Origin of the sequence: Thermonema sp. (assembly GCF_026003375.1) — a bacterium.
In the GTDB taxonomy this organism is placed as follows: Bacteria; Bacteroidota; Bacteroidia; order Cytophagales; family Thermonemataceae; genus Thermonema; species Thermonema rossianum.
This window is the reverse complement of sequence record NZ_BPHD01000002.1, coordinates 933,771-955,000: the sequence shown is the minus strand read 5'-3', so window position 1 is coordinate 955,000 and position 21,230 is coordinate 933,771. Positions and strand designations below refer to the sequence as shown.

The 21,230-nt window shown below is 49.0% G+C and carries 17 protein-coding genes (1 of these 17 only partly in view); 7 read left to right on the top strand and 10 right to left on the bottom strand.

Annotated elements, in window-relative coordinates:
• On the top strand, positions 1-1,652 hold the 3' portion of the coding sequence (locus tag QVE43_RS09335) for a glycosyltransferase family 39 protein (RefSeq protein ID WP_288006402.1). Its footprint begins 121 nt before the window's first position; 1,652 of the gene's 1,773 nt are visible here — the last part of the coding sequence; the start codon falls outside the window, past its left edge; it ends in the stop codon at positions 1,650-1,652.
• On the opposite strand, the gene QVE43_RS09330 is transcribed toward QVE43_RS09335, so the two are convergent.
• The 6 genes from QVE43_RS09330 to QVE43_RS09305 form a co-directional block, all read right to left on the bottom strand.
• A complete protein-coding gene (locus QVE43_RS09330; protein ID WP_051633263.1) occupies positions 1,621-2,034 on the bottom strand; it encodes an energy transducer TonB in 414 nt (137 codons plus the stop codon). The two genes, QVE43_RS09335 and QVE43_RS09330, sit on opposite strands and share 32 nt — an antisense overlap.
• A gap of 62 nt (positions 2,035-2,096) precedes the next feature.
• A complete protein-coding gene (locus QVE43_RS09325) occupies positions 2,097-2,792 on the bottom strand; it encodes a lysoplasmalogenase (RefSeq protein ID WP_288006399.1) in 696 nt (231 codons plus the stop codon).
• A 5-nt stretch (positions 2,793-2,797) separates the two neighbouring features.
• On the bottom strand, positions 2,798-3,502 hold the full coding sequence (locus QVE43_RS09320) for a hypothetical protein (protein ID WP_288006396.1): 705 nt from the start codon (positions 3,500-3,502) through the stop codon (positions 2,798-2,800).
• Between the two features lie 27 nt (positions 3,503-3,529).
• Positions 3,530-4,768 (bottom strand): S-adenosylmethionine:tRNA ribosyltransferase-isomerase, encoded by a 1,239-nt coding sequence (locus tag QVE43_RS09315; RefSeq protein WP_288006394.1) that lies wholly within the window; start codon positions 4,766-4,768, stop codon positions 3,530-3,532.
• A gap of 3 nt (positions 4,769-4,771) precedes the next feature.
• Positions 4,772-5,272, bottom strand: a complete 501-nt coding sequence (locus tag QVE43_RS09310) for a cytidine deaminase (RefSeq protein WP_051633261.1) — start codon at positions 5,270-5,272, stop codon at positions 4,772-4,774.
• 9 nt (positions 5,273-5,281) lie between these two features.
• A complete protein-coding gene (locus QVE43_RS09305; RefSeq protein ID WP_288006392.1) occupies positions 5,282-8,434 on the bottom strand; it encodes a PAS domain S-box protein in 3,153 nt (1,050 codons plus the stop codon).
• Between the two features lie 112 nt (positions 8,435-8,546).
• Here QVE43_RS09305 and QVE43_RS09300 point away from each other — a divergent pair, with 112 nt between their 5' ends.
• Genes QVE43_RS09300 through asnB form a run of 4 tightly spaced genes read left to right on the top strand, consistent with a single transcriptional unit; the run spans position 8,547 to position 13,195 of the window.
• Positions 8,547-9,896 (top strand): saccharopine dehydrogenase C-terminal domain-containing protein, encoded by a 1,350-nt coding sequence (locus tag QVE43_RS09300; protein ID WP_038031358.1) that lies wholly within the window; start codon positions 8,547-8,549, stop codon positions 9,894-9,896.
• Positions 9,893-10,930 carry a thiamine-phosphate kinase gene (thiL, locus tag QVE43_RS09295; RefSeq protein WP_288006389.1) on the top strand — a complete coding sequence of 346 codons (1,038 nt, stop codon included), beginning with the start codon at positions 9,893-9,895 and terminating at the stop codon, positions 10,928-10,930. Before QVE43_RS09300 ends, thiL begins: the two co-directional genes overlap by 4 nt.
• Positions 10,906-11,358 (top strand): hypothetical protein, encoded by a 453-nt coding sequence (locus QVE43_RS09290; protein ID WP_038031354.1) that lies wholly within the window; start codon positions 10,906-10,908, stop codon positions 11,356-11,358. The genes thiL and QVE43_RS09290 overlap by 25 nt, the downstream gene beginning before the upstream one ends.
• A 1-nt stretch (position 11,359) precedes the next feature.
• The gene (gene asnB, locus QVE43_RS09285; RefSeq protein WP_288006385.1) at positions 11,360-13,195 is read left to right on the top strand and encodes an asparagine synthase (glutamine-hydrolyzing); all 1,836 of its coding nucleotides are present in this window, start codon (positions 11,360-11,362) and stop codon (positions 13,193-13,195) included.
• Between the two features lie 13 nt (positions 13,196-13,208).
• Here asnB and QVE43_RS09280 read toward each other — a convergent pair whose 3' ends face one another.
• The 3 genes from QVE43_RS09280 to QVE43_RS09270 form a co-directional block, all read right to left on the bottom strand.
• A complete protein-coding gene (locus QVE43_RS09280) occupies positions 13,209-14,705 on the bottom strand; it encodes a hypothetical protein (RefSeq protein WP_288006382.1) in 1,497 nt (498 codons plus the stop codon).
• 99 nt (positions 14,706-14,804) lie between these two features.
• Positions 14,805-15,083 carry a hypothetical protein gene (locus QVE43_RS09275; protein ID WP_038031348.1) on the bottom strand — a complete coding sequence of 93 codons (279 nt, stop codon included), beginning with the start codon at positions 15,081-15,083 and terminating at the stop codon, positions 14,805-14,807.
• Positions 15,084-15,154: 71 nt separating this feature from the next.
• Positions 15,155-15,637 (bottom strand): C40 family peptidase, encoded by a 483-nt coding sequence (locus tag QVE43_RS09270; protein ID WP_288006378.1) that lies wholly within the window; start codon positions 15,635-15,637, stop codon positions 15,155-15,157.
• 93 nt (positions 15,638-15,730) lie between these two features.
• Here QVE43_RS09270 and QVE43_RS09265 point away from each other — a divergent pair, with 93 nt between their 5' ends.
• Together QVE43_RS09265 and QVE43_RS09260 are read left to right on the top strand one after the other, a co-directional pair.
• Complete coding sequence (locus QVE43_RS09265; RefSeq protein ID WP_038031344.1) at positions 15,731-16,948, top strand: NADH-quinone oxidoreductase subunit D; 1,218 nt, start codon at positions 15,731-15,733, stop codon at positions 16,946-16,948.
• Positions 16,949-16,959: 11 nt separating this feature from the next.
• Entirely contained in the window at positions 16,960-19,005 is a 2,046-nt protein-coding gene (locus QVE43_RS09260) for a PP2C family protein-serine/threonine phosphatase (protein ID WP_288006374.1), read from the top strand.
• Positions 19,006-19,014: 9 nt separating this feature from the next.
• Here QVE43_RS09260 and recG read toward each other — a convergent pair whose 3' ends face one another.
• A complete protein-coding gene (recG, locus tag QVE43_RS09255; protein WP_288006371.1) occupies positions 19,015-21,114 on the bottom strand; it encodes an ATP-dependent DNA helicase RecG in 2,100 nt (699 codons plus the stop codon).
• Positions 21,115-21,230: the final 116 nt, after the last annotated feature.

Sequence of the window (21,230 nt, the reverse complement as noted above, 5' to 3'; positions counted from 1 at the left end):
GGGAAATGCTTGCCCATGACCTCTTTCTACAAATCACTTACAAAGGCAGTGACTACTTAGATAAACCCCCTCTACTCTTCTGGACATCGATTGTTGCTTTTAAGCTATTTGGTATAAGCAACTGGAGTTACCGTCTTATTCCGGTTTTGGTTTCATTGATTGGCGTTTATTCCCTGTATCGCTTTGCCCGCCTTTACTATACGAAGCAGGTAGCCTATTGGGCTGCTTTGCTATGGGCAAGCTGTCAGGCGTCCATACTCATGAATCATGACATCCGGACCGACACCATGCTCACTGCATGGGTAACTTTTGCCATATGGCAAACGGCAGCTTATCTGCGGCATCCTGAATGGCGCTCTCTTACGGGCATAGGCATAGGTGTGGGGCTGGCAATGCTGGCAAAAGGTCCTATTGGTCTGGTGGCTCCTGCCTTGTCCCTGGGCTTCGATTTGATTTGGCGTAAAGAATGGAAGCAGTTTTTTAGACCTGCTTGGCTGTATGTGATGGTGATAGTAGCCATCATATTGCTTCCCATGAGCATTGGTCTTTATGAACAATTCGATGCCCACCCGGAAAAGGGTGTATCGGGCTTGCGTTTTTATTACTGGACACAAAGCTTTGGCCGCATTACGGGGGAAAACCCTTGGCGTAATGACGCCGGTTTATTTTTCTTCGTACATAGCTTTTTCTGGAGCTTCTTGCCTTGGTCGTTGCTCGCAGTGGTTGCCTATGTTTTAGAGAGCCGCCGCGTGTGGCGTTACCGTTTTCGTAAGCTCAAGCGGCAAGAGTTCATTGCATGGGGGGGCTTTACCTTGGTTTTTATAGCTTTTTCATTGTCTAAGTTCAAGTTGCCACACTATACCTTTGTGGTGTTTCCACTGATAGCACTCATTACTGCCAAATGGGTAGTGATACTGGGGCGTGCCCTCAAATGGCAAAAGGTGGTCATACGTTTGCGATATACGCAGCGGTTTATAGAACTGTTACTGCTGTTACTGCTTTTGACTATGCTTTTATGGATATTTCCTCTGCATTCATGGTGGGGATGGGCATGTGTTGCCGCAGGTATTGCCCTGTATGTACTAAGTTACCGCTATGCTACGCTACCTCATGAAAAAGTACTGATTCCTTCTTTTGTTGCCATTTGTGTAGTGAATATTTTTCTCAATGCCCATGTATATCCCGCTTTGCTACGGTATCAAGCCCCGAGTATTGTAGGCCGGTATTTGCGGCAAAACAAGCTACAAAACAACACTTATGCCTTGCTTTCTTTTTACCACCCCTCGCTGGAGTTTTATGCACAGTACATTGTTCCCGACTTAAAGGATAGCATTGAGGTGCGCCTTGAGAAAATGGACATTCAAGACGCGGCACAAAAAAAGGTGATGGAAAAAGAAGCCGGCAAATCTTTTCTGCAATCGTTTACAAAAACACGCACAGCAGACTTCTATCTGTATGTTGACGCTTCATATAAAGAATTGCTCGACGAAATGGGCATTTCTTATGAAATCGTGATGGAGCTGGAGCGCTTTCCGGTTACAGAACTCACTCTGCCATTTTTGAATCCGGCCACCCGGAAACAACAAGTAAGCAAACAATACTTATTGAAAATCAAAAGAGTTAACGCGGGAGACGAAACAAAACGGCAATAGTCATTTCTACCGGTACAAGCTGAGTGCCCTCCCTGCCCGGTTTCCAAGGGGGGGCATTTTTTATGACACGCAGTACTTCTTCATCACAGCCGTATCCTAATCCTTTGGTAATGACAGGTTCGACAAGGTAGCCATCTTCACGCACTACAAAGCGCACGAACACATAACCTTCTACTTTATTCTCAAGTGCTTGCAGGGGGTAGCGAATATTTTCTTGAAGATAGCGATCAAAAGACTCATATCCACCTATTGGCTCAGGCATCACTTCTGCCGCCTTGAGCACAATATGGGCATCCATGCTTGCACTTCGCTGCTTTTGAGCATGCAAACAGAGCGGAAGCAGCAAGCCAATGATAATACCTATGGAAAATAGTCTTTTCACCTGCTCTTTCTTTCATTTAAAGTTACGCAAAAATCTTGCAAAACTCAACATATGCCTGCCGGTTATTCCTTCTTTTGTAGCAAACTCTTTTCCTGTTCGTAAATGACCATTCCCCGGACTATCCAATATTGAGCAGTCAGGTAGGTGCCCATTATCCACACAGGGGCATAAGGTAAAGCAAAGACAAACTTGTTCACTGCCAGCAATGAATCAGAGATAACAAACAGCACACTTCCCAAAGCTACCAACAAAGCATGCGCCGAAAGGCCGCTGCTCGTGCGCAAGAAGGCAGTCATTGCCATTGCGCATAACACCACGGCATAAACAACGACAGGGATTTGCAAGGCGCCCGTCCGCGGCAGTAATAAGGCAAGCAATACTGCTGCATAAGCCAATAACATGGCTAATATCATCCCACGTTTTTTTATACGTAACTGCCATGAAACAGGTTCTGATGTCTTGATAAAAAGAATGATATAGGCAAGGTGGGCTATCAGGAAGCTGCCAAGCCCCAATACAAAGTACACAGGCTTGCGTGCTTCATACATCAGAAAGCTATCGCCCAAACAAGAAGCAAGCAGGGCGATGACAAGCCAGCCCGGCAACTTACGTAATGCACTTAGCGCATACAGCAGCAGCAAGGGCATCAAAAAAGGCTTGCTAAGGTGGTGAACTGTTTCGTGTTCATGAAACAGGATGTGCATGGCGCCCAGCAAAGCATAAGCAAACAAAAAGTAACGACTGAATTCCGGTTTCATAAAGCCTACATAACCATAAGTTGAATAATGATGAAAAGAGCCAAGTTGGCACCCAGAACAAAAAAGAAAGGCACCAGTGAAGGCGTTTTTACCACCGATGGCAACTTATTCATGATTTGTTCGGTCAGCTTGCTGCTTATTCCCTCTTTGTCTATCTGGTCTTCGTTTTTTTGTACTGCCAAAGTAAATACTTCCTGCAAGTTCAGTTTTCTGATGACAATGTGCACCACCGGGCGCAGCAGCCGGGGCACATTCGGAAGCTTTTCCAAATAATTAGGCAAGGTTTCAAATAACAGGCTGCGCGTAAGTCCATGCTCCACCTTTTCCTTGATAGCCTTGTTGTTGAACACAAAATCCACGAACTTATCCACAAAATAGCGTACAAATCCTTCCATGCTTTTGGTAAAGATATAATGCACGGCATGGGCGATGCCCCAGCTCCAAGAAACCCAGATGTAAAACACGGGAAAGAGAAAGAAAAACAAGAAAATGAATACGTATCCCAGCAGTCGCCACAGGAAGCCCACATACACGCTGCCTGTGAGGTAGAGCAGAGCGGTGTCGCTAAACACATAAAGGGTGAAGTTGATAACAAGCCCCAAGAGCGCAAGCGCTATAGCCCGCCAGCTGATGATAAAGACTATCTTGGAAATAAAAGCAGCGGCTTGCGCACCTTTTTTCAAACCTTTTGAAAATAAATTTGCCCCCATAAGCATCTATTTTTTTATAGCGTTGAGTTATTCCGAAAAAGCCGGTAACAAGAGCGAAGAGTCGCCATAGCTCAAAAAACGATATCCTTTGTGCAAAGCGGCTTCATACACTCGACGCCAATCGTCACCGATGAAAGCAGCCACCAACAGAATGAGGGTGGTTTGCGGCATGTGAAAGTTGGTAATCAGTCCACGGCACAAGCGGAAGCGATAACCGGGCACAATGTAAATTTGCGTATCGCCCACCAGCTGCTGCACTCCTTGCTTTTGCATAGTTTCAAGCAAGGTTTCCAGTGCTTCTTGAGCGGAGAGGTTGCTTTTTGCATGGCGGTAGGCAAAGAGCTTGTCCAAATAAAAGCCATTGAGGTTGGGCGCCTCCCCTTCGTAACACTGCACGCCCAGCCAGTAAAGCGTTTCAAGGGTACGCATGGAAGTGGTTCCGACGGGAATGATGCGCCCTTTGGCTTGCAGAAGACGCTCAACGGTGCCCTGCGCCACTACCATCTGCTCTTCATGCATAGGATGCTCCAGAGCATCTTCGGTATGCTTTACCGGTTGAAAAGTGCCGGCCCCCACGTGCAAGGTCACTTCATTATAGCCTACTTTTTTTTGTGCCAACTCGTGCAGGGTTTCTTCCGTGAAGTGCAAGCCTGCTGTAGGCGCAGCCACTGCCCCTTCGCTACGTGCATAGACCGTTTGATAACGCTCTTTGTCTATGTCGTCATACTCGCGTTTAATGTAAGGGGGCAAGGGCAGCTTGCCCAGCGCCTGCACTATTTCGCTGAAAGTAAAAGAAACAGGCGACCAGTGAAACCGCACAATATTGTTTTCGGCATCTTCGAGGTCGGCAAAAATGACACCTTCTTCCCCATTGATTGTAAAATGGCGGCTTAGGAAGCCTTTCCACCGCTTCTTGTTTCCAATGATGCACTGCCAGCTACAGGTTTCTTGTGCCGCCATATTGACAGCCACCAACTTCCCGGGTGATACGGGGTGCAACAACAGCACTTCAATGACAGCCCCCGTGGATTTCTGAAAATAGAGCCGGGCAGGAATAACTTTAGTGTTGTTGAATACCAGTTCGTCGCCTGCCTGCAAAAGCTGCGGCAACTCATAAAAAAAATGGTGTTGAATGTCGCCGGCACGGTAAAAGAGCAGGCGGGCATGATCGCGAGGCGTTACCGGACTTTGTGCAATACGCTCTTCGGGCAAGTCGTAGTTATAGTCTTTTAAATTGATTTTGGGCAGTGTTGTGTGTGTACTCATACGTTATGGGTTATTTTCCTGCAATACTTCGGGGTTGAAATTGCAGGGCAAAAGTACTTCTATTGACGGAAGGCTCAAAAACTGCCCTTTGCCATACTCGAGCAATATCACATATGCTTGCTTTTGTCTGTGATAGGTTTCAAGCATCACTTGGCGGCACTTCCCACAAGGCGTTATCTTTATGAACTCTTGGCTGCCGGCACGCCGGGCAGTGATTGCCATCGCCACAATGGGCGATTGTTTTGCACGCGTGCCATAATAGTACAGCAAGCTTTGCTCGGCACAAGCCCCACAGGGATAAGAAGCATTTTCTTGATTGTTTGCTCTGAGCATGCTGCCATCGGCAAGTAAGATGGCAGCGCCTACATGGAATTGAGAATAAGGGGCGTAGGATTCATCGGTGGCTTTGCGCGCCTCTAAAATGAGCTGCCGGTAGTCTGCGGGCAGGTCTTCCCAGCATTCATATAAAGTTGCATCCAGTCGAATTTGAAAGTCTTTCTTCATATAGGGAGGTTAGTCTTCTTGAATGATAACCACACAACGATATACTTTACCAAATTTATTGCGCAGCGGCTCTATGCGGATATTTTGCACTACTTTCTCTCCTTCTTTTTCTACTTCGCGCTTGGTAACAATAATTTCGCCTTTCAACGCCCTTTCATAAAGTGATTGCCAGTAGTCTGCTTCTTCAAACTCATGGATTTTCTTTATGGCAGACTCACCGGCACGAATATGGATGTTGCGCCGCTTCAAGACTTCATCAGCAATTGCTTTATTGAAGAAAGTAAGGTTCATGCGCGTATCGAAGGTAAAGATATAAAAGTCAAGCGCATTCAGAATCGCCTCTACTTCCATCTCTTTTTCTTCTATCTTGCGCTTGGCTTGCAGCAACTCTTCTTCTTGGCGTTTTAGTTCCGTGATGTCTTTTGCAAACACGGTTACACCTACAATCCTGTCTTCATCATCATGGATGGGGGTATAACTTACCAGCAAGTATATTTCGCGCCCGTCAGCCCCCATATAGCTCTCTTCCGCCCGGATGGTCTCCCCTTTCAATGCTTTCTGGTAGGGCTCTTTAAGCATATCGTACTTGTCGTGCGGCAAGGTATCCAATATGTTGGTGCCTTCGTGCACATCGCGGCCAATTTGGCGGAACATGCGGCGGGCATTCTCATTGATGATGGTTACAAAAAAGTTTTTGTCTATGGAAAAAATACGGTCTTCGGTATTGTTGATAAGCGCCAGCAGGTTTTCGCGCTGAATGTAGGCACGGCGCTGCGCTTCTTGCATCTGACGTTCGGCTTCTTTGCGGCTCGTGATGTCGGTGCCAAAAAACATCACCTTGGTGGTATTGCCGTTGGGGTCAAGCACCGGGTTAAAACTCCCTTCAAACCAGCACTCCTTACCTTCATGGTCATAGAAGCAATACTCGCCGTACTCTGCCATGCCCCCCTTCAGTTTTCGCCACAGCAGTTTGGTATCTTCATCTTCGGCTACCGTGCGGTTTTTGAGCCAACTAAGGTGTTTGCCCAGCAAATCGCTTTTATTGTATCCCAATGGGCGAAGTGCCAGCTCGTTCAAATCTGTGATATTGGCTTGCAGGTCGAAAGATATGACTGCTGTGGTGCGGTAAATGGCTTGAAGTTGTGCCTCATAGTCCAATATTTTGTGTTTCTCCTCGGTGATATCAAACCCAAGGAAGAGCACCTTTTCTACCTTTCCACGCTGGTCGGGCACCGGTACGAAAGTAGCCTGCAGCCATACTTCTTTCCCATCTTTCCCCACATGCTTGAACTCCCCTTTTTGAGCTTCGCCTTCGCGCAGTGCTTGCCATAGAGCCTCATATTCAGGGCTATACGCTGTTTCGGTATCTACCAGTTGGCGATGATTTTTTTCTTTCAACTCTGCAAGGCTGTATCCAAGCACTTCGCAAGCCAAAGCGTTGGCATTCAACACACTACCGTAAAGGTCGTACTCAATATTGAGCAAAGAGCTGCCAATAGCAAATGATTGCGCTGCCAATGCTGCCTGATTGCGCTCCATTTCTTCTTGTGTAGCCCGCAGCTCCTCCATGTTTTGTGTGAGCATTTCTTCCTGTTGGCGCAGTGCGTTTACTACATCTTCTTGACGTTTCAGCAACAAGCGCGTGCGTTCGTTTGCTTTTACGTTGTTGATGGTAGAAGCAATGTTGGTGGCAATGCGCTCAATAAACTCTATCTGGTAAGGCTTGAACTCATGGAAAGAAGCCAACTCTAAGGCACCCACCAAGAGCTCATTGAGCTTGAGCGGAACAATCAGAATGGAACGGGGCTCGGCCCCTCCCAAGCCTGAGTGGATTTCGGAATAACCCTCGGGCACATCGGTGATGTAAATGGTTTCACCGTCGGCGAGGGCTTGTCCCAAAACGCCTTCGCGGGGATATACCCGGCTTTTTATGAACTTCTGACGCCCATAGGCATAGCAGGCTTTCAACTCGGCGTAAATGTTTTTTTCACCGGTTCGTCGGTTTTCATCCTCTTCCATGACATAGAGTGCCCCTTGGGCGGCTCCCACATACTCTGCCAAGCGGGAAATAAGAGCATAACTAAGCGTTTGAATATCTTGGTTTCCATATTCACGCAATATATCTACGAACACAGACAAGCCCTGCGAAGCCCATGCGCGGTGTTCTTCTTCTTCCTGCACTTCTGTAAAGCGCAACTGAACACTCTCTACTGCTTCTGCCAACACGGGCATGTCTATTTTCTGCTTGTAAGGCACCTGTGTAGCCGTATGACTACGCCCCAAAGCCTTGATAAGCGAAGAGGTGTTCAAGATATTGCGCTCCATGCGCTCAATAGCCCGGGCTATTTCGCTTAGTTCGTTGTCGTCGTCCATTGGTGTTGCTTGCCCGGATATATCGCCCCTTTCGATTGACTTGGCTTTGCGCAACAGGCTCTGCAAAGGATGCACCAAGCGACTGCGCACAAACAATGCAGCCAGCAAGAGCACCAAAAGATTGATGGCAACGAAGCCCACAATGCTCCAGTAAAAAGCCCCTTGCGCTTCGTTGAGCGACGCTTGCAATTGTTGATTCAACTTGGCGTTTAATGCCAGCAACACAAAAGTTTCTGCCCGCAAATAATTGATAGACCGCGTGATGGCAGGATTCAGGCGCTTGGTTTCACCGCCTTGAATTTCTATTGCCTGCTCAAGGTCTATGTCAAGGCTCAGCTCTTCGGGCGCCTCTTGTTTTTCAATCAAATACAGCGGCTGTGAAGCCAAGGTGTCGGCATATGCGCGATAAGCTTGCCACCTGTCTTTTATTTTGAGCAATAAAGGACGCGCCTCTTGCGGCACGGCGGTCTTCAGGTTTATGGTTTGGTTGCCTACCTCCAGTTCGCCGCCCCTGTCCAGTGCGTTCAGCAGGACTGCATAAGAGGTAAGTTCTTCTTGCAAACTGCGACGCCGGTTTTCGTTGCCTCCGGCTACTTGTTCTGCTTCTATGAAGAGTTGTTGCAAAGTGATGTTTGCCTGCTGCCCTACTTCCAAAAGCTGTTGAGCCTGCCGGTAGTTGTCGAAGCGCACATACAACCAGGCAGCCGTGAACACCACCGAAAGTAAAATGGTAAGCAACACCAAAGTAAAAACGGTATATAGTTGCTGTTTTTTACGTGTTTTTTCCATATTATGACCATGATTTGAGGCGCCTAAGCCACTTGGCTCATTGAAATGTAGTACATTTGCTCGATAGTCTCTTTTACGAATATACAGCAATTTGTTGAAATCGCATAAAAGAATGAAAGGCAAAGTATTATTAATAGGTGCAGGGCGCTCGGCTGCCGCGCTCATCCGTTTTTTAGCCGAAAAGGTACGCACCGCACACTGGCAGGTGACTGTCAGCGATGTTTCCAAAGATTTTTTGGATAAGCAGCTGGCACCCTATCCGGAACTGCAGGCGGAAGCCCTGGATTGGAACCCGCATAAAATGCCCGAGCGTTTTTTAATGTCTTTCGATGTCATCATCTCGTTATTGCCGCCTCACATGCACTTCTATGTGGCAGAGCTGTGCGTAAAGCACCGTAAGCACTTGATTACCGCCTCTTATATCTCGCCTGAGATGGCCGCCTTGCATCAGGCTGCTCTTGATGCCGGCGTGTTGTTGCTCAACGAAATGGGGCTTGACCCCGGCATTGACCACATGTCTGCCATGCAGATGATGGATGCTATCCGGAAAGAGGGCGGCCGCATCACGGCTTTCCGTTCTTACACCGGTGGGCTTATCGCGCCTGCCTATGACAACAACCCCTGGCATTATAAATTTACATGGAATCCGCGCAATGTAGTACTCGCCGGGCAAGGCACGCCGGCCATGTATCGCGAGCAGGGCGATTACAAATATGTGCCTTATCATCAGTTGTTCAAAAGAGTGCAACCCATTCATATAGACGGATACGGGGAGTTTGAGGCGTATCCGAACCGCGATTCGTTGCACTACATGCCTCTGTATGGTTTGCAGGATGTGGCTACCATGCTGCGCGGTACCATCCGGCGCCGTGGTTTCTGCAGTGCTTGGAACTGCCTGGTGCAATTGGGACTAACCAACGATGCCCTGCTGATAGAAACCAAAAATCTGACTTGGCGTGCCTTGGTCAATGCTTTCCTGCCCTATGACCCGCAGTTGAGTGTAGAAGAGAAAGTGCTGCGTTATTTGCAAATCCCTGCCGGCAGCCACGAAATGCATTGCCTGCAGTGGTTGGGACTCTTCGAAGAAGAGCCGGTGCCGGCGCCTTCGGCACAAATGACACCGGCGGCCTTGCTACAGTTGCTTCTCGAACAAAAATGGGCATTGCAAGCCGGCGACCGCGATATGATTGTGATGCAACACGACATAGAGTTTGAACTCAATGGCAAGCGGCAACGCGAGGTCAGCGAGCTGGTAGTGGAAGGTGAAGCCAATGGCATCACAGCCATGGCCAAAACCGTGGGCTTGCCCTTGGGCATAGCTGCCGAGCTGCTTATAGAGGGCAATCTTTCTCTACGTGGCGTGCAGGCACCGGTGCATGCCGAAATTTACGAGCCGGCTTTAAAGCGCCTGCAATCATATGGTATTCATTTTAAACAGAAAAAAGAAACGACAGCTCTATGAAAAGAACAGAGATAGCAGAACTGGGCGAATTTGGATTGATTGAGCGTCTGAAAAAATACGAAACGCGCCAACATGCTTCCACACTAAAAGGCATTGGCGATGACGCGGCAGTTTGGAAAATCGACGAGGAACGCTACGGGCTGCTTTCTACCGACCTGCTGGCAGAGGGCATTCATTTTGATTTGGGCTATACCCCACTCAAGCACTTGGGCTATAAAGCCATTGCCGTGAATGTATCGGATATCGTTGCCATGAACGGCTACCCCAAGCGGGCCGTGGTGAGCATAGCCCTGAGCAATCGTTTTTCGGTAGAAGCCATTGAAGAGTTGTACGAAGGCATGAAGATAGCCTGTGAGCGCTATCGTGTGGATTTGGTAGGCGGCGATACTACCTCTTCCCGCAGTGGATTAATCATCAATGTAGCCATTGAGGGCGAAGTAAGTGCCCAACGCATTGCCTACCGGCATACGGCACGTGTTCATGACGTGCTTTGTGTAACCGGCGACTTGGGCGCTGCCTACATAGGCTTGCAAATCATGGAGCGCGAGAAGCAGGTGTTTTTAGCCAATCCGGAGCAGCAACCCGACCTCACCCCCTACGACTACGTAGTAGAGCGCTTGCTGCGCCCCGAGGCACGCCTTGATATGGTCGAAGAGTTTCGAAAACGGGAGGTAATCCCCACTGCCATGATCGATATTTCAGACGGCTTGGCGTCGGAAATCCTGCACCTGTGCACACAGTCCAATGCCGGTGCACTGGTGTATGAAGAGCGCATCCCCATTGACCGCATGACCTATGAGGTAGCCGTGAATGAGTTCAAAATAGCCCCTACCATCTGTGCCATGAATGGTGGTGAAGACTATGAGCTGTTGTTCGCCCTTTCGCCGTCTGATTTTGAAAAAGTGAAAGACCACCCCGATATCGTACCTATTGGATACCTAACCCATCCGAGCGAAGGTACGTACTTACAAACAAGAGGTGGTAACCTGGTTAAAATAGAAGCGCAAGGATGGAATCATTTCAAAAAATCATAGGCAGCCGTTTATTGGTTGTTCTCTTCTTTTCCCTCAGCACACCACAGGTTTTGGCACAGGAGCAGCAGCCTGCCAAGGTGGTCAAAGAGAAGTCCATGGTTACGGGAAAAGAAGTGGAGTGGAAAATGACCGGCGATGACCGCGTAGTGGTGGGCGACTCAAGCACGCACTATATTCAAGTTTACATTCAAAACCCCGGCAGTGTGCTTTATGGCAACCGCTGTGCCGAAGAGCAAGCCGCCGCCATGGGGCTGGAGTACATACTGATTGGCAAAGACATAGGCTATGGCATGAGCCGCTGGGAGCAATTCTGGCAAAATGCAGGCGCCCACTTGCGTGCTTTTTTTAAAAATGGATTTTTTTGGCAGAAACGTCTGCGACGACGCATCCATGAGTGCCAACTTAAAACCGGAGACCGGATAGGCTGACATGTGCGGAATCATAGGATTGGCCGGCAAGCACATGCCGGCAAAAGCAGTATTTACCCAAGCCCTCGATGCCCTGGCACACCGGGGACCCGATGCCGAAGGCTTTTTTCAGGAGCATGACATCTGTTTGGGGCACCGCCGCCTGAGCATTTTAGACCTGCGCCCCGAAGCCAACCAGCCTATGTTTAGCCGGTGCGGGCGCTATGTGTGCGTCTTCAATGGCGAAATATACAACTATCAAGACCTGGGGCGGCAGTTTGGGCTTCACCTGCGCACACACTGCGATACGGAAGTGCTTATTGAGCTGTATGCCCGCTTAGGCGATGACTTCGTGCAGCATCTCAACGGCATGTTTGCCATTGCCATTTATGACCGGCACCAACAACGTTTGACGCTCTGGCGTGACCGCCTGGGCATCAAGCCTCTTTTCTATTATTTCGACGGCCATACTTTGGCTTTTGCTTCCGAGCTGAAGGGCATCGAACAAATGCAATTGCCCTTGGCGCTGCGTCAAGAAGCAATAGCGGCTTTTTTGCATCTCGGCTACATACCTGCCCCCCTGAGCATCTACCGGCAAGTGTACAAGCTGCCCCCCGGCTGTAAGCTGCAATGGCACGGTCAGCAGCTGCAAATCGAGCATTATTGGCAAGCGCGGCAGTTTGCGCAAATACAAACACATTGGACAGAAACAGAGGCTAAACACACACTCAAGCAACTGCTTAGCAGTTCGGTACGCTACCGTCTTATCAGCGATGTTCCGGTGGGCGTGCTGCTTAGTGGTGGTGTCGACTCCGGCTTGGTGGCTGCGGTGGCCGCCCAAGAAAGCAAGCACCGCCTGCAAACTTTTTCCATTGGCTTCGAAGAAGCACAATTCAACGAAGCGCCTTTTGCAGAGCAAGTGGCACAAGCGCTGGGCAGCGAACACCACACCGATTACGTATCGGCACGGCGCGCCATCGACTATATTCCCCGCATCATTGATATTTATGACGAGCCCTATGCCGATGAGTCGGCATTGCCCACCTTATTGGTGAGCCTTTTGGCCAAGCGTTCCGTAACCGTAGCTTTAGGTGGCGATGGTGGCGATGAGCTGTTTTGGGGCTACGGTGTGTATCAGTGGGCTGAACGGACCGCAAAGAAGTGGTTTCGCCGGGCACGCCCCTTGCTTCCGCTGCTTGGTTTCATACCGGAACGCCGCTTACGCAAGCTGGCTGCCATGAGCCGGTGGAAAAGCGAAGATTTAAAACCATGGCACTTGTTCTCGCAAGAACAAGGTTTTTTCAGCCTGCAAGAAATCGACAGCCTGCTGTGCGCCTCGCCCGGAAACTACGGCCTACCATCAATGGCCATGCCACCCGGTCTGTCTGCCACCTGCCGGCAGGCGCTTTTCGACCTGCATTATTACCTCCCTGACGACCTGCTCACCAAAGTGGACAGGGCAAGCATGCAGGTAGCCCTGGAGGTGCGTGTGCCTTTGCTTGACTATCGCATTGCAGAATTCGCCCTTTCGCTGCCCGACCACTTGAAGTACAGGCAAGGACAAAGAAAGTATTTACTGCGCCGCCTTTTAAATGACTACCTGCCTTCCGCTTTGTTCGAACGCCCTAAAAAGGGCTTTGCCATCCCCTTGGCTGCCTGGATGCAAGGCGAATTGAAAGATTTATTTTGGGATGGCCTGTCCGAAAATATTGTGCGCAAGCATGGCGTAGTGCAAGCTGCTTATGTAACGAAGCTGAAACGAGGCTTCGAAAAAGGGAACCACTCACTTTACAGACGCTTGTGGGCACTGTGGGTACTGCATCTGTTCTTAGAGCAAAAAAGCGGCACAGGAATATAACTTCAAAAAGCGCTTAGTCTTGAAACTTCAACTTATTTAATACAAGCTTATTGCCGTCAAGATCAAGCCATGCGGCATATTCGAATCCGTCGTTGTCTTTATACACTACCACCTTGGGCAATATGCCGGCCGGATACTCTATGCCGTCAATCACCATCTTGTATTCTTGTGTATTCAAATCTTGATAGATAAAAGCCCAGTGCTTTTTACTGGGGGTAAAATACACGGTAGGATAACCGGTCAACACATCGATAATCAGCGAGTATTCACCCATATATTCCACCCGGCCATCCACATAAGCGTTTAGCTGGTAAGTATCGAAAGCCGTTTCACTGAAGCTCCAGAAATAGAAATCTTCGGTATTGGGAATAAATTTGATGTCAAGAATAGAGTAAAATTCGCCCACATAGTATTTCTCGTTGATAACCAAAGAGTCTTTGCCGGTATCAGGGTTGGGCTTTACAATTGCCACGCTGTTGCGGCTGTCGCTCACTTTGAAGTACTGCACATTGCTCGAAAAGCCTTTACGCCCACGGAAATAAAGCGTCTGGTCTGCCCCCACCACGTAGTTGAAGCGGTCGGGTTTAATACCAAGGTCATACTGTTTTACAAAGTCTTCATAGGGACCAAACAACTGCCCATTGACCAAATAGTAAATTTTTTGGTCTTTGATAACATTCACGGCATAGTTGTGGGTGGTATAAGCCACGCGGTTGTACTGCTCATAGTCGTAATCACCAACCAGCTTACGTTCGAAAAGTCCCAAATCACCTTTGTTGGTAATAATCGAGTAGCGCTCCACCAACTCTTCGGTTTCTTGCATGGAAGCCTCGTCAATACCGCTGGCTACAATAGGTTCGGTGTTGAACTTTTTAGCCATCAATATCCATTGGTTGATATCGAGAAAAACGAATTGATAAATCTGTTCGAAAGGTCCAAGCAAATTGCCATTGCTAAATTGCACGTAATACTCATAGCGGTTGCCGTCGTTCTCGAAAAAAACCACTGCCCAGCTGTCGCCATAATTACTGAGATAATAGTCAATCAAGTTGGGAAATGGTCCTTGTGAACGCCCGTTGACTTGTATGTTGTATTCAGACAAGCGCTCGTTATACATGATATAACTCTGCAGGTAGTCGGTAATTCGTGCATCAAAGGTGCGCTGGCTCGACGGATGTTTATACACCTTGTAGCCATCGAAAATCACCACATTGCTGTCTTTTTGTGTATCGGTAAAACACCAATGCTTATCGGTGAGTGTAGGCGGCGCGATGGAACGCCGCTCGAAAGGACCATAAATGCCCCGGTTGATGATGTATTTTCTGTTCTTCTGCAATTGGTTGTCTATTACGGCCACATATCCCATCTTTGAGAGGTATAAATGCAAGTTGCTCTCATTGGTTGCCAACACCTCCCCTTCGCTGAGCGTATAGACCGTTTCTTTTTCTATTTCTTGTGCTTGGGCGGCCAATCCTGCAAGCAAAAGCAAACATAAACACAGCTGCTTCATGGCAGTCATTTCTTTTTTAGAGTATCATAAATGGAAGCAAAAAGCCTTGCAGGCAAGTGTAATTGCTACAAGGCTTGTACGATAAGGCACACCGGAAAGTTATGAAGTAAATCTTTTTTTGAACTCTTCGAACTTCTTGCCGGCAGCCTCTTTTACCTTTTCAAAGGTGTCGGCAGCTTCTTCGGCAAAGTCCTCGATTTTATCGTTGAATGTTGGCTCCGGCTCACCGGTAACGGCATTGTCAATTTTGACGTGGACGGCATTGCCCACTCTCGCTTTCACAAAAGCCAGGCTCAACTGAAAAGCCTGATGCGCTTTTTCTTCATCTATTTGCAGCTCTGCTGCCATTTTCTTTACGAAGCTTTCTACTGTTTCCATAGGTACGCGTGTTTAGGGTAAAGTAAATTTTTGAGTTTGTGTATGCATGAAAATACCAAAAAGTAAAAGAATTACCTAATCCTTCTTAGCTGAAGCAGCAGGTTTTTCCAATAACCTTCCGTCATGCTGCTTTCAATAACGCCCCGGCTGGTAGAGGCATGAATAAACCATATCTTATCGGGCGACTCCACACGACTTACAATGCCTACATGCGTTACTTTCCGGCTGGATTTAGAAGGCTTGAAAAAAGCCAAATCACCGGGGCGGGCTTCGCGTACACTCACTTGCCTGCCCACCTTCATCTGTTCGGAAGCCGTTCGGGGCAAATCCACACCTACCTTTTTATACACGGTACACACCAAACCGGAGCAGTCGAATCCCCGGTTGCCTGTGCCGCCATACTGATAAGGGCGCCCCAAATATTTTTGGGCTTCGCGTACCACCTCTTCATTTCCTTGTGTAGATTTGCCGGAGCTCTTTTTCTGTGCGGCACAGCTTGCCAAGAGGCAAGCAAGCAAGACCGGCAGCAAGTACCTAATGCGTGATTGAGTCATAATTCCAACTTCATTGACGAATAGCATTCCTTTTACTTGTACAAACTAATAAAAAATTCTTATTTTAATACATCTACAACAGGAGGTCACCTTATGAGTCGTCGCATTGAATACCAATACCAAGACAGTCACTTCTCTGCCTCAGAGCCCAATAAAATCGATGAAAAGTGTCTGCACACGGAAGAAATGTTACTGAATATAGGACCGCAGCACCCTTCCACGCATGGTGTACTGCGCTTGGAGGTCCTCACCGATGGCGAAATAGTCAAAGAAGTCGTTCCGCATATTGGCTACCTGCATCGTTGCTTTGAAAAGCATGCCGAATCGCTGCCCTACAACCAAATCATTCCCTTTGTTGACCGCATGGACTACGTGGCTGCCATGAATTCGGAACATGCATTTGTGATGGGTGTCGAGCGCATGCTTGGTATTCATGAGCAGATACCTAAGCGGGTGGAATACATCCGGGTGTTGGTTGCCGAGCTGAACCGGCTGGCTTCGCATTTTATTGCCATAGGTACCTACGGGCTGGATATCGGCGCCTTTACGCCTTTTCTATGGCTGATGCGCGACCGGGAACACATCCTGCGCTTGCTGGAGTGGGTAAGCGGCGCGCGCATGCTTTACAACTACCTGTGGGTAGGCGGCCTGTTTTATGACCTTCCCGTAGGCTTTGAAGCCCAATGCAGGGAGTTCGTTCATTATTTAAAACCAAGGCTTGACGAGGTAAAACAGTTGCTGATTGAAAATAAGATTTTCATTGAACGCACGGCCCACGTGGGGGTGTTGCCACTGCCGGTAGCCATCAACTATGGCGTGAGTGGTCCTATGCTGCGTGCCTCGGGGCTTGCCTATGATTTGCGGCGCGTAGAGGGCTATTCCGTTTATCCTGAATTGGAATTCGATATTCCCATAGGGCAAGGGCTCATGGGCACCACGGGCGACTGCTGGGACCGCACCTATGTGCGCTTGCTCGAATGCTATGAGTCCATCAAAATCATAGAGCAGTGTGTGGAGCGCCTTGAGAAAGAGCACAAACGAAGCCCCGCCTTTGATCCGCAAGCGATGGTGCCTAAAAAAATACGCCCCAAAGCCATGGATTTCTATGTGCGAGCCGAGAACCCCAAGGGCGAACTGGGCTTTTTCTTTCGTAGCGACGGGCGCAGCGATATTCCTTTCCGCTGCAAGGCACGCTCGGCCTGTTTTGTGAACTTATCGGTGTTGCCTGAGTTGTGCCGGGGGGTTATGCTGGCAGACCTGATGGCCATTGTCGGCTCCCTGGATTTGGTCATGGGTGAAGTAGATCGCTGATGCAAAAGCGCATGCTATACATATTGCTGCTCTGTGCATGCTTGATACGCCCAAGCTTGCCGGTTTTCGGTCAGCAAAAAACAGCTACGTTTCATGTAAAAGACAGCCTGGAAATACAAACGCTTCGTGGTCCTTGGGCTTTCTTTTGGCAGCGCCATCTTGGCTTTCCGGATCTTGCAAAACAAAAACCGGATACGCTTTTTTACTTACCTGCCGATTGGGGGGATTATGGGTACAGCGTCTTTGGGTACGGCACCTACTATCTTCAAGTGGTTTTGCCTGCCTGCCAAGACGAATGGATGCTGGAAATGCCCAACATCAGCAGTGCTTATCTGCTCCTTGTCAATGGCGACACCTTGGCAAAAGGCGGCATGCCGGCCACAAGCCGGGAAAAGGAAGTGCCTGACTATCGCCGGCGGTGGGTCAGTCTGCCCAAATCGCTGGGCGACACCTTGCATATAGTCATCCAGGCAAGCAATTTTCATTACAACCGCTCGGGGGTGTATTTGCCCATCATGATAGGCACCCGGGCAGCCATGAAGCAAAAGTTCAATCGCGGGCGCCAATGGGAAATATTCGTCATGGGGGCGCTTTTCTTTATGTTTTTTTATCACCTGGTGCTCTATTTCTTTATGCCCACCTACCACAAAAGGGCTGTGGTTTACCTTGCCTTGGCTTGCTTGCTTTTTTTGATTCGAATCCCCATTGTCAACTCCGGCACTCAAGTGGTTTTTGATTTGCTTCCTGCTGCTTCATTTCATGTGCTGCTCCGGCTGGAAGTTCTAAGTGTGTTGTTAGGCACACCTCTTACCGTCTTGTTTGTGCATAGCCTTTTCCCCATGCAGGGAAGGCGTAAGGTAGAGCGCCTGGTATTATTGCTTTCCGGGCTCATGATGCTGATCACTTTGTTGATGCCTGCTTACATTTACGGCTACCTGCTGCCGGTCTTGTATCTGATGCTTGTTTTTGTCTATCCCTATGTGATTGTACTTACCTACAAAGCCTGGCGTAAAAAACGCAGTGGCGCTTCTTGGCTCATGCTGGGCTACATTTTGGTGGCGCTTTTGGTGGGGCTGGAAGTGCTCTTTTTCCTTAGTGTAGTGCCGCTGCCCTATGGCAATACAGCCTCAATGGGCATGTTTCTTTTCTTGCTGACGCAGTCTATAGCCCTTGCACAAATTTTTTCTGACGCGTTTCATAGAGCCGAGCGCCTTTCCACCACTTTGGAAGCGCGTGTGCAAGAGCGTACCATTGAGCTGCAAATGCAAAAAGAATACATGACACAGCTCAACCAAAGCATGATGGACAGCCTGAACTATGCCAAGCGAATACAAACGGCGGTGCTTCCACCGGAAAAAGAGCTGAAACGGGTATGCCGGGATGGCTTCGTGCTTTATCTGCCCAAGGCAATAGTCAGCGGGGATTTTTATTGGGTATATGAAGAAAACAGTACCGTATGGGTTGCAGTGGGTGATTGCACCGGTCACGGTGTGCCGGGTGCCTTCATGGCTTTGCTGGCTAAAAATGCCCTGGATAGCGTGGTCATACAACAAAAAACACAAAGCCCCAAGGAAGTACTGGAACGCTTGGATGCCTATTTGCGCGCCCAACTCGGGCAAGACGATACAGAGCGGAAACAAGGACAAAGCTATGACGGCATGGTGCTGGCGTTATGCAAGATTGACAAAAGCCAAGATGTGCTCACTTTTGCGGGTGCCGAGCGCCCCCTGTGGCTCATTCGTAACCGGCAGTTGCAGCAGTGGGAAACCAGCCGCGACCTCATTGCCGGTTATGCCCAGCAGAACAAATCGTTTGATGAGGTAACCATTGCCCTGCATCCCGGTGACAAGTTATATATGTTCAGCGATGGCTTCATGGATCAGTTTAATGGAATGAGCCGGAAAAAATTCTCCAAAAGACGCTTCGAGAGCTTGCTTGTGGATATATCGTCTTATCAGATGCAAGAGCAAAAAGATATTTTGTTTGCCACCTTTGAGCGCTGGCGTGGCAAAAGTCCACAAATCGACGATGTCATTGTGGTGGGCATAGAGTATTGAAGCTTGTGTTTAGCTGATGCGCGCCCAATTCAGCTTTTCAGCTGCTTGTTTTTCCACGTGCTTGCGCAACAGCGCATATTCCGGTGCCTGCAAAGCCGGGTCGGTTGAAAGCAATTCTTCCACTGCCTTTTTGGCTTTCTCAATGACGGGGTAGTCTTTAGCCAAATTGGTGAACATCAAACTCACACCGCTTTGGCGAGTGCCCGTAATGTCGCCGGGACCACGTATTTCCAAATCCACATTGGCAATTTCAAAACCATCGTTGCTTTCAACCATGGTTTTTATACGGCGGCGGGCTTCACTGCTTAGCTTGTTACTTGTCATCAGTATGCAATAAGACTGCTCGGCGCCCCGCCCTACTCTGCCCCGCAGCTGGTGCAACTGAGCCAAGCCAAAGCGCTCGGCATTTTCAATCACCATGACACTGGCATTGGGCACATTCACGCCCACCTCTATCACCGTGGTGGCCACCATGATTTGTGTTTCGCCCCGCGCAAAACGCTGCATTTCATAGTCTTTATCTTGCGGACGCATGCGTCCATGCACGATGCTCACATGATACTCGGGGAATGCCCGCCGGATGCTTTCATAGCCATCCATCAGGTCTTTCAGGTCCAAGGTTTCCGATTCTTCAATTAAAGGATAGACAAAATAAGCCTGTCTGCCTTTTTTCAGCTCTTCGCGCACAAAACCGAATACATTCAGGCGGTGCTTGTCGTAGCGGTGAATGGTGCGTACCGGCTTGCGCCCCGGTGGCAGTTCATCAATTATTGATACATCCAAATCGCTGTAAAAAGTCATGGCCAGCGTGCGGGGAATGGGCGTTGCCGTCATCACCAGCACGTGCGGATATACACCTTCGTTCTTTTGCCACAACTTGGAGCGCTGCTCCACACCGAAACGGTGCTGCTCGTCGATGATGCTAAGTCCCAAGTTTTTGAATTGTACGCTGTCTTCGATAAGTGCGTGTGTGCCCACCAGTAAATCAATTTCGCCGGCTTGTAGCGCGGCAAGCAAGGCACGCCGTTCGCTTTGAGGAGTAGAGCCTGTGAGCTTAGCTACTTTGACCGGCAGTTTTTCGGCAAACTCACAAAAGCTTTTATAATGCTGGTCTGCCAATATTTCGGTTGGTGCCATCAAGCAGGCTTGTGCCCCACTGTCTATGGCAATGAGCGCCGCAATAAAAGCCACCACAGTTTTACCACTGCCTACATCGCCTTGCACCAGGCGGTTCATTTGCCTGCCCGACTTCATGTCGGCATAAATTTCGCGCAGCACACGGCGTTGTGCGTTTGTCAGGCGGAAAGGCAGGACTTCCTCGATAAAGCGCCGCGAGAGCTCTACTTTATTCAATACTTGCCCTGCAAAATGCTGTTTCCGGTAAATCTTGGCTTGCACCAAATACAGCTGAAAGAAAAATATTTCTTCAAACTTCATGCGGGTTTGTGCTTGCTCCAGAAGCTGTTTGTTTTTTGGGAAATGCAGCTGTGCCAATGCCTCTGCTTTGGGCAACAGGCCATAGCGTTGCCGGATGGACAGCGGCAAGGGGTCTTGCACGTGGGGCAATGCCATAGGCAGCAAATGGGCAATCAGGCGGCTGATGCCACGGCTGTCCAATCCTTTGCGTTTCAGCTTGTCGGTGCTGTGATACACAGGGCGCAAGCCCAGCCGCTCTTCGCCCAAAAAAGGTTCTATTTCGGGGTGTGGCATAGAGTACGCCTTCTGAAACTCCTGCACGCGCCCATACACCACATACTCTACGCCCGGCTTCAACTGCTTTCTTATCCAATCTATTTTTTTGAACCAAACCAACTCCACGGTGCCGGTGCCGTCATGAAAATAGGCAATCAAACGTCGTTTGCTGCCGCTGCCTGCTTCTTCTATAGCACGCAGGAATCCGCGCAACTGCACATAACGGTCTTCTTCAACATTCAACGCCTTCACCGTGCTGAAAGAAGTGCGGTCTTCATAGCGAAAGGGCAGGAACTCCAGCAAGTCACGGAAAGTAAAAATTCCCAATTCGGTGTTGAGCATCTGCGCCCGTTGTGGTCCCACACCTTTCAAATAAGCAATGGGCGTATCCCAAAAAGAAGCTGCGTTTTTTTCCATGCGTTTTTTGGCTTGCAAGCAAACAAATATACTCAAAAACAGGGACAGGCTTGCCCGCTGCCTGCCCTGCGTTGCTACTGCGGGGCATTCTGTGTACCTTTGTTGGTTCAATCAGT

Bases quoted from the DNA above. Each gene is read 5' to 3' on its own strand.
- QVE43_RS09280 (WP_288006382.1), bottom strand. From the start codon at position 14,705: ATGAAGCAGCTGTGTTTATGTTTGCTTTTGCTTGCAGGATTGGCCGCC.
- QVE43_RS09320 (WP_288006396.1), bottom strand. From the start codon at position 3,502: ATGGGGGCAAATTTATTTTCAAAAGGTTTGAAAAAAGGTGCGCAAGCC.
- QVE43_RS09305 (WP_288006392.1), bottom strand. From the start codon at position 8,434: ATGGAAAAAACACGTAAAAAACAGCAACTATATACCGTTTTTACTTTG.
- QVE43_RS09270 (WP_288006378.1), bottom strand. From the start codon at position 15,637: ATGACTCAATCACGCATTAGGTACTTGCTGCCGGTCTTGCTTGCTTGC.
- QVE43_RS09275 (WP_038031348.1), bottom strand. From the start codon at position 15,083: ATGGAAACAGTAGAAAGCTTCGTAAAGAAAATGGCAGCAGAGCTGCAA.
- QVE43_RS09325 (WP_288006399.1), bottom strand. From the start codon at position 2,792: ATGAAACCGGAATTCAGTCGTTACTTTTTGTTTGCTTATGCTTTGCTG.
- thiL (WP_288006389.1), top strand. From the start codon at position 9,893: ATGAAAAGAACAGAGATAGCAGAACTGGGCGAATTTGGATTGATTGAG.
- recG (WP_288006371.1), bottom strand. From the start codon at position 21,114: ATGGAAAAAAACGCAGCTTCTTTTTGGGATACGCCCATTGCTTATTTG.
- QVE43_RS09265 (WP_038031344.1), top strand. From the start codon at position 15,731: ATGAGTCGTCGCATTGAATACCAATACCAAGACAGTCACTTCTCTGCC.
- QVE43_RS09315 (WP_288006394.1), bottom strand. From the start codon at position 4,768: ATGAGTACACACACAACACTGCCCAAAATCAATTTAAAAGACTATAAC.
- QVE43_RS09290 (WP_038031354.1), top strand. From the start codon at position 10,906: ATGGAATCATTTCAAAAAATCATAGGCAGCCGTTTATTGGTTGTTCTC.
- QVE43_RS09300 (WP_038031358.1), top strand. From the start codon at position 8,547: ATGAAAGGCAAAGTATTATTAATAGGTGCAGGGCGCTCGGCTGCCGCG.
- QVE43_RS09260 (WP_288006374.1), top strand. From the start codon at position 16,960: ATGCTATACATATTGCTGCTCTGTGCATGCTTGATACGCCCAAGCTTG.
- asnB (WP_288006385.1), top strand. From the start codon at position 11,360: ATGTGCGGAATCATAGGATTGGCCGGCAAGCACATGCCGGCAAAAGCA.
- QVE43_RS09310 (WP_051633261.1), bottom strand. From the start codon at position 5,272: ATGAAGAAAGACTTTCAAATTCGACTGGATGCAACTTTATATGAATGC.